The 14,192-nt window shown below is 56.6% G+C and carries 12 protein-coding genes, 1 tRNA gene and 1 riboswitch; of the genes, 4 read left to right on the top strand and 9 right to left on the bottom strand.

Translation table 11 applies throughout. The annotated features are described in order from the left end of the window. Positions 1-327 precede the first annotated feature (327 nt). The 3 genes from NTX71_07965 to NTX71_07975 all read right to left on the bottom strand — a co-directional run bounded on the left by NTX71_07965 (position 328) and on the right by NTX71_07975 (position 4,336). Positions 328-522 carry a hypothetical protein gene (locus tag NTX71_07965; protein ID MCX6339839.1) on the bottom strand — a complete coding sequence of 65 codons (195 nt, stop codon included), beginning with the start codon at positions 520-522 and terminating at the stop codon, positions 328-330. Positions 523-742: 220 nt separating this feature from the next. Then, positions 743-1,249 (bottom strand): NUDIX hydrolase, encoded by a 507-nt coding sequence (locus tag NTX71_07970; GenBank protein MCX6339840.1) that lies wholly within the window; start codon positions 1,247-1,249, stop codon positions 743-745. Positions 1,250-1,285: 36 nt separating this feature from the next. Further along, on the bottom strand, positions 1,286-4,336 hold the full coding sequence (locus NTX71_07975; protein ID MCX6339841.1) for a PQQ-binding-like beta-propeller repeat protein: 3,051 nt from the start codon (positions 4,334-4,336) through the stop codon (positions 1,286-1,288). A gap of 256 nt (positions 4,337-4,592) precedes the next feature. After that, a riboswitch (cyclic di-GMP riboswitch) is annotated at positions 4,593-4,702 on the top strand. A gap of 58 nt (positions 4,703-4,760) precedes the next feature. Between NTX71_07975 and NTX71_07980 the strand changes: the two genes are divergently transcribed. Genes NTX71_07980 through NTX71_07990 form a run of 3 tightly spaced genes read left to right on the top strand, consistent with a single transcriptional unit; the run spans position 4,761 to position 7,704 of the window. Next, entirely contained in the window at positions 4,761-5,192 is a 432-nt protein-coding gene (locus NTX71_07980; protein MCX6339842.1) for a prepilin-type N-terminal cleavage/methylation domain-containing protein, read from the top strand. A 27-nt stretch (positions 5,193-5,219) separates the two neighbouring features. Beyond that, entirely contained in the window at positions 5,220-5,954 is a 735-nt protein-coding gene (locus NTX71_07985) for a prepilin-type N-terminal cleavage/methylation domain-containing protein (protein ID MCX6339843.1), read from the top strand. A gap of 4 nt (positions 5,955-5,958) precedes the next feature. Further along, positions 5,959-7,704, top strand: a complete 1,746-nt coding sequence (locus NTX71_07990; GenBank protein ID MCX6339844.1) for a hypothetical protein — start codon at positions 5,959-5,961, stop codon at positions 7,702-7,704. A gap of 846 nt (positions 7,705-8,550) precedes the next feature. Here the strand turns inward: NTX71_07990 and NTX71_07995 are convergent. The 6 genes from NTX71_07995 to NTX71_08020 all read right to left on the bottom strand — a co-directional run bounded on the left by NTX71_07995 (position 8,551) and on the right by NTX71_08020 (position 13,622). Next, positions 8,551-9,942: a TrpB-like pyridoxal phosphate-dependent enzyme gene (locus NTX71_07995; GenBank protein MCX6339845.1), complete on the bottom strand. Its 1,392-nt coding sequence runs from the start codon at positions 9,940-9,942 to the stop codon at positions 8,551-8,553. A gap of 79 nt (positions 9,943-10,021) precedes the next feature. Continuing rightward, positions 10,022-10,393 (bottom strand): response regulator, encoded by a 372-nt coding sequence (locus NTX71_08000; GenBank protein ID MCX6339846.1) that lies wholly within the window; start codon positions 10,391-10,393, stop codon positions 10,022-10,024. A gap of 40 nt (positions 10,394-10,433) precedes the next feature. Continuing rightward, positions 10,434-10,766: an Hpt domain-containing protein gene (locus tag NTX71_08005; GenBank protein MCX6339847.1), complete on the bottom strand. Its 333-nt coding sequence runs from the start codon at positions 10,764-10,766 to the stop codon at positions 10,434-10,436. A gap of 246 nt (positions 10,767-11,012) precedes the next feature. After that, on the bottom strand, positions 11,013-12,845 hold the full coding sequence (locus NTX71_08010) for a PQQ-binding-like beta-propeller repeat protein (GenBank protein MCX6339848.1): 1,833 nt from the start codon (positions 12,843-12,845) through the stop codon (positions 11,013-11,015). Between the two features lie 98 nt (positions 12,846-12,943). After that, a tRNA-His gene (locus tag NTX71_08015) sits at positions 12,944-13,021 on the bottom strand. 106 nt (positions 13,022-13,127) lie between these two features. Next, a complete protein-coding gene (locus NTX71_08020; GenBank protein MCX6339849.1) occupies positions 13,128-13,622 on the bottom strand; it encodes a nitroreductase family protein in 495 nt (164 codons plus the stop codon). A 384-nt stretch (positions 13,623-14,006) separates the two neighbouring features. Here NTX71_08020 and NTX71_08025 point away from each other — a divergent pair, with 384 nt between their 5' ends. Further along, a complete protein-coding gene (locus tag NTX71_08025; GenBank protein ID MCX6339850.1) occupies positions 14,007-14,189 on the top strand; it encodes a hypothetical protein in 183 nt (60 codons plus the stop codon). Positions 14,190-14,192 lie beyond the last annotated feature (3 nt).

Raw genomic sequence — 14,192 nt, forward strand, 5'->3', positions numbered from 1 at the left:
GGCATGAATCTGGCCACGGCGGCGAAGAGAATCTGACCAGGGGCGGGAGGGGAAGTCTCTTTCAGGTATGAAGGGGGAGATAATAGCCGGTGCTCTCGCGTATACAATCCGAAAAATACTTTTTCAGGAGACCCTACTTATCCGTCTCTCTATTGTAGGGGTTCGATTCATCGAACCCGAATCGCGCCGGGCCACGCATTTTGCGCGGCAAGCGTGATACTTGCCCGACTTAGGCGGGAATCACGCCCCTACACTGCAATATATAATCGAGTGCCCGAAGGCTGATCTCCAGTTGATGAATATATCGGGCTAGGGTGAGCGCTGATCCTACACGACCATCCATACGAGCAGCGCAACAATGATCGCGAGCGCCACAAGGACGAAGAAGAATCCCCTCCCGCCATACCTCAATTTTGTGAACACACCGATTCTGTGAGGAAGCGCAGATCCGCAGTAGATGCAGTTGAGGTTCTCACCGGGGGTCTCTCCACGGCACTGGGGACAGATGAGGTAGCCTTCCATAAATTTTAAATACGACCAATATTGAAGGATGACATTATAGAAACCACAGATGAACACGGATAAACACAGATGCGTGTTGTGAAACAGGATGCACGCAGATACACACAGATTAAAATAATATTTCCAGAAACGAGAAACTGGAAACCTATACCTGTTTTTTACATCAGTGTTAATCTGTGTTTATCCGTGGTTATAAGTTAATTTGCGTATTTGGTTGAAGTTAGACCACGCGGGACATTACGAGGGCGCAGATTGTTTTCGCGTCAACGATTCTCCTCCTGGCCAGGAGCCTCGCAATATCTTTCCTTGAGAACACCCGCGGCGTTATTATCTCATCCTGATCCCTTCGAGATCTGACTCGTTCCAACCCCTCGGCCGTGAAGAGGTGGATTCTCTCAGTGGTGTAGCCAGGGGCGGGATAGATATATCCGATCCTCTTCCATACCTTCGCCGTGTAACCGATCTCCTCCACCAGCTCACGCTTGGCGCAGCGGAGCGGCGTTTCATTCCTCTTGAGCGTGCCGGCGGGCAGCTCCCATATGTACGCGTCGATGACCGGACGGTACTGCCGTATGAGGATGACCCTGCTTTTGCGGAGGAGCGGCACGATCAGCACGGCCCCCGGATGGCGCACGACTTCCAGATCCGCGACATATCCGCCCGGGAGCCTTTTTCTCTTGAGGGAGAGCTGGATAAGCTTGCCGCTGTAAATTCTTTTTTGTTTCACATCACGAGGCCTCCGCGCGCACGGCATTCACACGCATTACTGAACCACCGCTGAGGTCTTGGCGAAGGCAATCACATACCTGGTGTCAGCGGTGAGCTGCGACAGGCGCGAGACCGGCGGCAGCTTTCCGGCCTCCACCGCGACGCTATAGAACCAGACTGTGGAGCCTGCCAGCGCCCTGGGAACGGTTCCGGCCGAACGGATTGAGAGTGAATAGGGCGCCTTACGGCCCGGGACATTCTTATATAAGGCTTTTATACCACGTTTGACCGTGCCTTTCGGGAAAATCCTGTAAGTCCCCAGGGAGGTATCGGCGAGAATGTAGAAATCAAACCGGGCGGTGATGCTCTGTGAAAGTGTGACGCCGAGCCTGAACCGTTCACGCACGACCAGAGGTCCTGCCTCGATAGACAGCGTCGGCACCGGCGTGGGAGTGGGCACAGGTGGAGTCGTGGTGGACGTCGGCACCAGTGTCGGCGTGGAGGTGGGAGGACTCGTGGGCGTTCTCGTGGGCGTCACCGTCGGTGGCGGCGTGATGGTCGGGGTTCCGGTTGGCGTGCCGGTAACCGTGGGAGTGGGAGTGCTGGTCGGCGTCGGAGTTACCGTTGGTGTCGGGGTAATCGTTGGTGTCGGCGTGATGGTCGGCGTCTCCGTAGGCGTTCCCGTCGGCGTCCGCGTCGGTGTGACCGTCGGCGTGAGGGTCGGGGTGAAGGTCGGTACGAGGTCGAGGCAGTAGATCGAACTATCCTGCGCGCCGATATAGAGCCTCCTCCCCTCGCCTATCGCGATGGAGCTCGACACGATTTGTCCCCCTATGTAATAATTCCACAGCAGGTCCCCAGAGGGGCCGAGGCCGTACACGCTCCTCCCGTCTTGCGCGCCTATAAAAACCTTCCCGGATGAATCAATGGCAGGGGCGGAGTTGAGGGTCGAAATCGCGCGATAGCTCCATCGCAGTCCGCCCGATGACGACAGCGAGTATATTCTCTGGTACTCGCCTCCGAAATAAATCGCTCCGTCGGAATCGAGCGCCGGGCAGTTGCGCGCCCCCCCGTCAAACGTCCACAGAAGGCCGCCCGACGATGAGAGGGCGTACAGCTTGTTGTCGTTCGAGCCTATGTACGCACTCCCATCGCCCCCCACCGCCGCCGATCCCGCGACCATGTCGCCGGTGCCGTAGCTCCACTCAAGCGACCCGGCCGCGTTGAATGCGTATATGTTCTTATCATACGCGCCGGCGTAGATCCTTGTTCCCGCGTACGCTGACGGAGAGGAGTCCATCCTGTTCGCCATCGCATAGCTCCACCGCAGCACGCCGGCAACGGCCAGGGCGTACAGCCTTTTATCATGGGACCCGGCGTACACGTTGCAATCGCCGTCGAGCATGGGAGAGAGGAACGGGGATGTTCCCTCATAGCTCCATGCCAGTCCGCCGGATTGGGACAGGGAGTAGATGCATCCGACGAGGCCAGCCGTTGTTGCTGCATAGACATTTCCGTTGGAACCGAGGGCCGGGGAGGATACCGTGCGGCCCACGCCCATATAGTAGCTCCAGCCGAGCGCGCCCTCAGACAGGAGCTCATATAACCTGAAATCATCCGATCCGATATAGCACGCATTCAAGGGCCCTATCGCGGCAGATGATTGGATTACGCCGCCGGTGCGGTAGCTCCACCTGAGTCCGGCGAAGCTCGGCCCCTCGAGGTGGCTGAATCCCCTGTGCCACATGTCATAGTGGAACATCGGCCACGGGGCATAGGGGGTGGGCGTCACCGTCGGCGTGATTGTCGGTGTCGGCGTGGGGGTGACCGTCGGGGTATCGGTTGGTGTGCCGGTATCCGTAGGCGTGGGAGTTATCGTTACTGTCGGCGTGATCGTCGGCGTCGGGGTTATTGTTGGCGTATCGGTGATCGTCGGCGGCGGCGTGATCGTCGGAGTATCGGTGGGGGTGGGCGTGGGGCCGGTGGGAGTCGGGGCCGGTGTGCCTCCGAAGATATACAGTCTATTATCATCAGATCCCACATAGACACGTCCATCTGATCCCAGTGATGGAGAAGAGTACACCGTGTTTCCAGTGAAATAACTCCATATAAGATTCCCTGCTGACGTAACTACATAGAAATTGTTATCGTTAGAGCCAAGATATATCTGCCCGTCAGAAGCGAGGGCGGCAGAAGATTCCACACTGCCCACCGTTGCGTAACTCCATGCGAAACTCCCTATTGAACTAATGTGATACAAGCTATTGTCATTGGATCCAACATATAAGCCCCCGTCTGATCCGAGCGCGGGAGAAGAGGTCACCAGACCTCCAGTTCCATAGCTCCACATAAATGCACCTGAAGAACCGAGGGCATATAAATTGTTGTCCCACGACCCGACATAGACCTCTCTGTCAGATCTCACGCAGGGTGAAGAATAAATATCACCTCCGGTGAGATAGCTCCATATAAAGGTACCTAACGAAGCGATTGCGTACATATTGTTGTCATATGATCCGATATATGCCTGTCCCTCGGAATCTACTGCGGGAGAAGAAGATATCCAATTTCCAGTGCCATAGCTCCACAGCATCGTCCCTGTAGAATGAAATGCATAAAGATTATTGTCGAGAGACGCGATATACACCATCCCCGCAGATCCTATAGCTGGAGAAGAAGATACTGTATTCCATGTTAAGTAGCTCCAGCACAATGTGCCTGATGAATTGAAGGCATAGAGATTCTTGTCATTGGACCCCACATACGCTCGTCCATCAAAGTCTATCGCAGGACATGACCTGATCCAACCATCGCTCGCATAGCTCCAGAAAAGGGATCCAGTTGAATTGATCACATAAAGGTTGTCGTCATTAGACCCCACATGCAACCGGCCATCCGATCCAATGGCGGGAGAAGAACTCACCTCTCCTCCTCCTTCATAGCTCCACACAAGGGCCACAGTCGAAGCACCCAGGAAAGGGCTCTGAGCCGTGTGCGCCGGATTGTAACGGAACATAGGCCAGTCGCCGGCGACTTGCGCCACTACGGCTCCGGAAATAAAAACCGCAACGGCTATACATCCACAGGAGACCGCTAACCGCTTCACGAGATCTTCTCTCCTGAAGAATCTTCCATCCGCCATTTCCAGTCCGAGGGATCCCCCACGGGCACGACGCCATGCGGCATCGCATGGAGCCCGGGCTCTTCTGCTCAGGCGGATAAACCTACCAGTCTGAACTTACCATAAGTGTCTCTCAATGTCAAAAACCTCCCAGAATGCTCCCTGCCCTTGACATATTGGTTTTATTGATGTAAATTTTAGGTGGAAAGAGGAGAGGGCAGGAAGCCCTCTCCGATGGAGACCCTGATAAAGGCAAACCATCCGTAAGGGTGGGGCGCAAAGCTCAAGAGCCCTGAGACTCCTCTCAAAAAAAAGGAAGAGGGTCGTAGGACAGGGCAGTCAGTTGCCGGGTCTTATGTCCGCGCCCGCCTCTATCAGATGGCGGGCGTTCTGTTAAGAGGTGAGGGAGATGAGCGCGCATAGATTAGAGAAGCGAAGATGCCGGAGGCCAGAGCACGGCCTCACGATAGTCGAAGTCCTTGTGAGTATCGCCGTATTCGGCATTTGTATACCGGTCCTCCTCGGGGCGATGCTGTTCTGCTACAGCACCACCAAAATCAATGCGCATAAAATGACCGCGCTCACCCTCGCGCAGAAGAAGATAGAAAATCTGATGAATCTTAAATTCGCGAGCTTATCGACGACGGCCCATGCGTACGATGAGAATAATGTGCCGTTGGATTCGGCGGGGTCCCTCAGGGGGAATGTTGCCGCCGTGGTCACCTCTGATGGGAGCCAGCGGAAGAAAATTACGGTTGCCGTGAAATGGAACGAGTGCAGGCGCAATCTCAACGTGGCACTCGACACGCTCGTGAGTGACAATATTGTCACCAAACCATGACGGTGATGCCCTATGAACGCGCGGGAGATGAGACAGAAAAAGGGATTTACCCTGATAGAGGTTCTCTTCGCCTCTTCATGCTCGATCATCGTCGCGGGAGGAGTGCTGGGGCTATTCATCACGCTCTCTCGCCTCTTTAGCGATGGTTCAACCCAGATGCGCCTGACATCCGAGGCGCGCTACGGGATGGAACGTATCGCCGCCGATGTGAGGGGCGCCGAGCTGCTCTCCGTGCAACCAACGGGTGATCAGATCAATCTCACTATCCCGGTCACCAATCTCCGTGCGGATATCGCCAGTTCGGATACTGCTATCCCCGTGGACTCGACGGGCCCTTTACCCTCATCGGGGGTAATCTATATCGGTGGCGAAGCGATACTCTACGGCGGTGTCACGGGCAGGGGACTGCCGAATCCAGAGATCTCTTCGTGCACGCGCGCCTACAACGCGACCACCGCTGCGCCTCACAAGGATAATGAAGTCGTGTACGTGAAACCAATTTACTACCTGAATGGCGGCAGGGTGTGCCTGAACACAAACGGCACCCCGAACCCCGCCACCGATGGAGTCCTTCTCAGGAACGTGGAGAAGATCAGCGGCACAAACCTGTTCCAGCAGATACCGGTGGGGAGTTCATCATATAAAACAGACCGCGTCCAGCTCGTCTTCCGCTGCTTTCAGGACAGAGACGGAGATCACCTGAGAGACCCTAACGAGCCGGGGCTCGATTTCAGCATGGAACTATTTCCGAGGAACAAATGATGCCATGAAAACACAACGCATGACAAATGAATCCGGCAGCCTGCTGCTCATCGTGCTCCTGGTGATCCTGCTTTTCACAGGGCTCATCGTCGGCGTCGTATTCGAGCCGATCAGCAGTAGCGGCTCCTACTCTGAGCAGGCTGGGCAAACTTTCGGCTGGGGGCAAGGCTGGCTCTGTGCCGTCCATACCGACGTTCGGCACACATCGCGAAAAATCAAGCACACCGCCGCGCTCTACCTGGCAGAGGCGGGGAGTGAACACGCAAAGCAGTGGCTCTCCAGCCAGGCTTCTTCGCCTACGACTCCCCAAACCATCCCTGCAGCCACCGTTCTTGGCGCGAGCTCGGTCAATCTCGGAAGCGGCTCTTACACCGCCCGGATCGTGGTTTCATCAGGCGCGTTCGGTATCCCCTGCTATACCATCACCTCTACCGGCACCGTCGTCGATAACGACCCCGATCCAGCCATGACAACCAATCTCAGGACCATCAAGCGCGCAATCGTCGTCAAAGCCATCCTGGGGAGTTTCGCACGCTACGCTTATTTCACGAATACCGAGCCAACTATATGGTTCACTACGCAGGATGCATTGCTGGGGCTCGTGCATACCAATGGCACGCTTCACCTGGCCGGCGAACCGGACTTCTGGGGCCTGGCAAGCCAGAGCGGGAGCACCTTCACTTTTTACAATAATGGCAATCCCATCTCCAGCTCGAATCCCTCGAACTCGCCCATGGATGTGCCGAACTTCCGGGATGGCTATAAGCTGAGCGCCCCGAACGTTCCCTATCCCACAAGCACCACCGACATAGAAGCAGCGGCGCAGGGGAGCCAGGGCATCGTCGTCAACGGCGATTCTGAAATCACGCTGAGCGTGGGAGGGGGAAATGTCGGGGAGGTGCAATACACGCAGCCGGAGGAGCAACAGGTCTGGCACGATCCGGTCACCCACACCCACAGTTGGGTAGGAACGCACGCCGGCATCTATCATCGCACCAACTACTCTCAGACGCATACACACGCCGGCTACTACACCACCGAGACGGTGACGGTGACGTATAACGCAACAGTGTACGACGGGGAAGCCAACCCGGGCGGCAAGGCGGTCATCTACGTCAACGGAGATGCGGAGGTGCAGGGGGCACTCGCGGGCCAGTTCACCGTCCTCACGAAGGGCGATATCATCGTGACCGATAATGTTGTGTACCGCGTGAATCCTGTGGACTACGATGGTGACGGATTGTTAAGCGATGCCAATGACAACGGTGTCAACGATCCCCATTTTGACCGGGACGGCGATGGGGATTACGACCTCCCTGGCGAGGCTGCAGATGACACGGATGATAATGGCGACGGCATTCCCGATGCCGCGGGATACAATCAGCCGGAATCCTCCGACACGCTCGGCCTTGTCGCGAAAGGCGATGTCATTGTCGCTGATGATGATGGCCCTGCAATCAATCGCACTATTTCTGGCAGCATCATGGCGCTCGGGACTTCTGATAATCTCAATGGGAGCGTCGGTAGCTTCCGAGTCGAGGATTACGCAAGCCATCTCGAGGGAGTATTAACCGTGGTGGGCGGAATCGTCCAAAAAACGCGCGGAGCGGTGGGCCAGGGCATCGCCCCGAGGACAGGAGGCTATTCCAAAAACTACATTTATGACAAGAGACTCCTCTACTATCCCCCCCCCTACTTCCCGCCCGCGAAGGCGTATGATCTCATCTACTGGCAGGAGGTGCCGCAATGACACGCATGCAGAATATTGCGCATCAGATAAGGAGGCCCGAGACTCCGTATATTATCCTGATCATCATCCTCATTGCGCTCTTCTTTACAAGCGGTAGAAAGCCCCTCGACTCCGGACATCACGATTTGGCTTTATCGCACCCTGCGAAACACACATCTGCGAATGCCGCCCCGCAGCCTGAAGAAAGCGCCGTCACCACTTCGGAGAACCAGCAGACTATCTCCCCACCTGTTCCTCACTCGAACCGATTTGCCAGGGCACTGAGGCCGGTCTCTCCGGCAACTGAACCCCCTATTCCTGGTGCGAGCTTCCGGGTAAAAACAGAGCCCCTTCGGAAAATCAATTGGAAGGAGATGCACGCCTCGCCGCGGGAGGAAACCCCTTTTCAAAAAGATTCTGATAACATTCATCCTACCGCCGGCACGTTTGAACCACTGCCGATGTAAAAAGCTACCACACATTCGAAAGATTGAGTCACTGAGAAAAAACCTCAGGGTCAAAAAAACTTCAGGGTCAAACCTCGTCTATTGACTAAACAAAGTTCGATACATCCTATCGACGTTTGAACAACTGTTTATCCGTCTGGATATTCTCCCGGAACCGCTCGCAATCATCTTCCACGGCATCCCCCCTACCTCACTTAGCTCCGCTCCGAGGAAATGCAGTAACCTCGCCTCACCATTCCACCCGGCAGATCAACTCGAGTACCACCTGCCGAGCCTCGCGCCATTGTCACCGATCATCCGGTTGTCTCGCAGTCAATAGACGAGGTTTGACCCTGATTTTTGCATAAAGAGCCATTTGCCACAACTGGTGCTCATCTCATATGAAAGAACGTTAACAGGTTTACCACTTTCCCGACTTCTGCGATTTCGGCCGGGGGTGGTGCTTGATAACCTCTATCGACTCCTGGAGGGCCTCGTCGGGGAGCACGTAATCGGTGAGCTGGCCGGAAAGGAATTTGTCGTAGCCCGTGAGGTCCATGAGCCCGTGACCGCTGTAGTTGAACAGGATCACCTTCTGTTTCCCCTCCTCCCTGGCCTTCGCGGCTTCATCGATGACGCAGGCGATCGCGTGGCTCGTCTCGGGTGCGCAAATCGCTCCCTCGGTCGAGGCCCAGAGCATCGCCGCTTTGTAACACTTTAGCTGATCGTAGGAGCGCGGCTCGACAAGCCCCTCGACGATCGCCTGGCTCACGAGGGGCGCCATGCCGTGGTAGCGGAGCCCGCCGGCGTGGATCGGCGGAGGGACGAACGCATGGCCGAGCGTGTACATGGCGATGAGCGGCGTCATGCGGGCGGTGTCGCCGTGGTCGTAGGCGAAGGGGCCGCGCGTCATGGTCGGGCAGGCCGTGGGCTCGACCGGCATTATCTTGATTTCGGCGCCGTGGATCTTGTCGCACACGAACGGGAACGACAGTCCCGCGAAATTGCTGCCTCCCCCGGCGCACGCAATGACGATATCCGGCTTCTTCACTCCCGCCATCGCGAGCTGCTTCTTCGCCTCGAGGCCGATGATCGTCTGGTGGAGCAGCACGTGGTTCAACACGCTCCCCAGTGAATAGCGGGTCTTCCCCGAGGGATCGGTAACCGCGGCCTCGATCGCCTCGCTGATGGCGATACCGAGGCTGCCGGGGGTGTCCGGCATTTTATTCAGGATTGCACGCCCCGCGTTCGTTTCGCTGCTCGGGCTCGCCACGCAGTCGGCGCCCCAGACCCGCATCATGATCTTCCGAAGCGGCTTCTGGTCGAAGCTGATCCGCACCATGAAGACCTTGCACTCCAGGCCGATCAGCGTGCATGCGTACGCGAGGGCGCACCCCCACTGGCCGGCGCCCGTCTCGGTGCAAAGCCTCTTGATGCCGAATTGTTTGTTGTACCACGCCTGCGCCACGGCCGTGTTCGGTTTGTGGCTCCCCGGCGGACTCACACTCTCATCCTTGTAATAGATGCGCGCCGGGGTATTCAAGCGCTTCTCGAGATGGATCGCCCTGCGGAGGGGCGTCGGCCGCCAGCGGCACAGGATCTCGAGTATCCCCTCGGGTATGTCTATCCAGCGTTCCGCTGTCATCTCCTGCTCTATCAGGTTCATGGGGAACACCGGGGCGAGCATATCCGGGGTGACGGGTTTCCCGTCGGGCCCCAGGGGAGGCTCCGGGGGGCTGGGCAGGTCTGCGGCCAGGTTATACCACTGCCTGGGAATGTCTTTTTCGCTTAGAACAATCCTCCATGTATCCATATGCAATCCTCTTTGCGATGCCGTTGCCGTTCACTGTGTGAACGCCCCCTCGCGGAGGGCGCGCGGTTCCACCCGCTGTTCACCGCATCCCCAGGTACAGTTTTATCTTCCGTATCAGGAGTTCGGGCACGGTCGGTTTGATAATGTAGTCATCCGCCCCCGTATGGAACGCCTTCGTGATATCCTCGATGTCGTCCTTGATGCTCAAGACTACGACGATCGTCTTTTTCAATACGGCCTTCTCCTTGAGCTGCGCGCACACGTCGAATCCGCTGATATCCGGGAGGATGAGGTCAAGAACGATCAGATCGGGCTTGAGGCACACCGCCTTCTCCACGCCGGTTTTCCCGGTGATGGCGATCTCAACCTTCATCCCCTCCTTATCGAGGAGATCTTTCACAATCGCTGCATCGGTGGCGCTGTCCTCAATAATCAACACTTTTTTAGGCATTGTTCCCCCTCCCCTCTCTCGCTTCACCCCTCGCCGCTGCTCACTCCTGTTCGCACGCTATTTTTTCCAGCAGCATTTCCATGGATGTAAGCTGCCCGGCTATCTTATCGAGAAGCGGCCTCCACATGGTAATCTCCTGACTGAGCGCCCCCTCCAGCCCGGACTCCAGTTCCCGCGCGATGGCCGCAATGCGCGCATACCCCAGCATGGTGGCGGATCCCCTGATCGTATGCGCCCCCTTAATAATATTCCTCAGGGCGTCTCCGCGACCAGCTTTTTCCCTGCATGCCGTTAGCCATCGCGCCATTGCCTGGAGGCGCTCTCGCGACTCCTCCTTGAATTGCGCTGTGTATTTCGATCGCTCAAATGCCATTGTCAGCCATAGTGCCACGTCCGCACATTATAATACAACATTCCGAAAATTCGTACTTTTTTGAGCGTGCCGCACCCGGGAACTTGCCGCAGCGAGGAGCACGACCAGCAGGAGAAGGAGCACACCGACATACAGCCCTCGTCTCGACCAGACGGGATACCTGACTCATGGAGAAGGGATGGGGTGGCTGGGTAGACCAGGTTAGAACCTGTTTGATAGCCGGGAAATAGCTGTATTGAGAAGCCGCTAATTCACCACCGCCGCGTGCTTATCCATAAGGATCACATACTGGGTGGTCGGCGTGAGATCGGACAGCTTTTTCACTGGCGGTTTCTTCCCAGCCTGTATGAAAGCGGCGTAGAAGGTGATCGTCTTCCCTTTCATGGATGCGGGAATTTTGATCTTTGGGCGTATCGTCGTTATGTAGTCCTTGGTGAAGCTCTTCACCTTCCTGTAGAGCGGCGCGATCCCCTTCTCGACCTTCCCGTTCAGGTAAATCGTGTAGACCCCTGCAGGGGTGTCGGCGAGCATATAGAAGTCGAATGGCTGGGTGATATCCTCAGTCAGTCCCACATAAACCGAGAAAGTCTGGCCGGTCGTCAACGTCCCCGGGAGGACGACCAGCGGCGGGATGGGTGTGGCTGTGGGAGCCGGAGGCGTAACCGAAGGTGTCTCCGTCGGTGTCGCGGTAGGCGTCTGAGTGGGCGTGTCAGTCGGCGTTGATGTTGGCGTATCTGTCGGCGTGTTCGTTGGAGTGTTCGTTGGTGTTGGAGTTATCGTGGGCGTTTCTGTAGGTGTCTCAGTTGGTGTCGGCGTGATCGTGGGTGTATCAGTGGGCGTCTGAGTCGGCGTATCTGTGGGCGTTACTGTGGGAGTTGTGGTCGGCGTGCTGGTAGGTGTGACTGTCGGGGTATTCGTAGGAGTTGCAGTCGACGCCTGCTCAATGGAATACATGTTGTAATCAAACGACCCGATATAGAGCCTCCCGTCACTCCCGATCGCGGGAGAAGAATACAAGTAGTCCCCGGTCTTATAAGTCCATGCCCGCGCACCAGCTGAGTCCAGGGCGTAGATATTGCAGTCGTAAGAACCTACATAGACCTTCCCGTCGCTCCCGAGCGCGGGAGAGGAGGAACGTATATCGCCCGCCGTGAGATAACTCCACGCCAGCTCGCCCGTTGAATTCAGGGAGTATAAATTATTATCATAGGATCCGACATAAATCCTCCCGTCGCTCCCGAGCGCGGGGGAGGAATACACATCCTCCTTCGCGCAATAACTCCACGTAAGAGCGCCCGCCGAGCCCAGGCAGTATATGTTATTGTCGTTAGATCCGACATAAAGTTCCCCGGACCCCCCGATCGCTGGAGAGGAATCCACATAGTCCGCCGCGCGATAACTCCACGCAAGAGCGCCCGCCGAGCCCAGGCAGTATATGTTGTTATTTGCACTGTCGGACCCTATATAAATCCTCCCGTCACTCCCGATCGCGGGTGAGGAATACAGATCGCATACTCCTGCGTGATAACTCCACGACAGCCCGCCTATTGACTTTAAGCAGTATATGTTGTTATCTTGCCAGCGGGTGCCGAAGTAAATCATCCCGTCACTCCCGATCGCCGGAGAGGACAGTGTGCCGTAATATGCGCGATAGCTCCACGCCAGCCCGCCCGCTGAGCTAACGCAGTATATGTTGTTATCACCCTCAAAGACGGGGGCGGTCGTGACATGAATGTTGCCGTCAAGGCCGATCGCGGGACCCGTGCCAATCCAATTCGCCGCGAGATAACTCCAATACAGCCCGCCCGCTGAGCCAAGGCAGTATATGTTACTATCACCCCCGAAATAAAGCCTCCCGTCGCTCCCGATCACGGGAGGGGAGTACACCCCGCCCGCAGTTTTATAACTCCATGCCAGAACAGGCGCGGACGGGCCGGTGTATGACCAGCTGAGTCCTGTATGCAGCGCGTTGTTGTGGAACATCGGCCAGGGGGAGCCGGGTTGCAGCTGGCCGAATGTCAATGATGTCATCGAAACCATAACCGCCGCGCTCAATGTCATAAACAGTCTTGCTCTCATCTCTTCCTCCGTTGCCTGACAGCGGGCCATATTCCACAACAGTATACTACACATGGGGGGGGGCGGAAGGCAACGAATTATTTTGTTTCGCGAGAAGCTGGGGTGGATGAGGGGATTTGAACCCCCGGCCCCCTGGGCCACAGCCAGGTGCTCTAACCAGACTGAGCTACATCCACCGTCACTACGGCAACTACCGTTTCTGGTCTCTAGTTATTAGAATAATGAGGAGGTTAGGGACAGTATAATACAGCTTCAAGGCGAATTCCAGCGCCTTTTTGCTTTCTAAAACCTCTCCCAGTGGAGCACCTCTTTGAGCGGTCTCTTTGGAGGCGCCGGGGGATCTTCCTTGCCATACCCGATCGCGATGAGCGAGATGAGACGATACCCCGCTGGAACGCCCAGCAGCTCCGAGACGGCCCCGGCGTACGGCTTTTTATCGCCTGCGACCCAGCAGTGGCCCAGGCCGTGCGCGCGCGCCGCGATGATTATGTTCTCGGTGGCCGCGCAACCATCCTCGAGCCAGTACTTCGTATCAGCACAGAAGACGGCGACGCACACAGGGGCGTCAGCGATATAAGGCCCCGTCGTCGCGAGCTGCGCGAGCGCGACACGGGTATCTGGATTTGTGACCACGACGAATTCCCATGGCTGAACATTCCGGGCCGTGGGGGCGAGCCTTCCGGCGTCAACGATCTTTTCTATTATCTTCACCGGTACCGGCGTGGCCGTGAAGGATCTGACGCTCCTCCGCTTCATGATTGCGTCCATTGCATCCATATCACCCTCCTGGTCTCTCCCCGAGCATTATATTTCCATGACCCGGCCCGCACAAGATAAAACGACGCCCTCAAACGGCATATAAATGTAGGGGTCGGATTTATCCGACCCGCGCGACGGGCTTGATAAAACTTGTCCTGAGCGAAACCGAAGGATCAAGCCCCTACATAAATAAGCATTATCCCTCCGTCAATGAGGTGTTACTCCGGGGGGCCCGCTGGCGCTATACCATCCCATCTACCACACGGCGGCGCAGGGTGGGGGAGAAAATATTTGCATAATAATGCTTGTCAACAGGGACTCGACGTGCGATAGTGTGCAACACTCACCTGATCGCAGAGGGTTGGCTGCACTCAGGCATATAATGGAGAGCCGACGCTACATATGTATGCTCCTGTCGAGCAGAAGGTATTTACCCTCGCCGACCGCTGCGATGAAGCGTTTCTCATAGCCCGGTTTGAAGGATTTGAAACCTCAATCAGCATCCACGCCGCGGATCAGGACCAGATCATCGCCCTCTTGAAGAGACTCACCACACGCCTGGAAAAAGGCAAGGGCGCAGCGTGATCA

Source organism: Candidatus Auribacterota bacterium (assembly GCA_026392035.1).
Taxonomy (GTDB): domain Bacteria; phylum Auribacterota; class Tritonobacteria; order UBA1439; family UBA1439; genus JAPLCX01.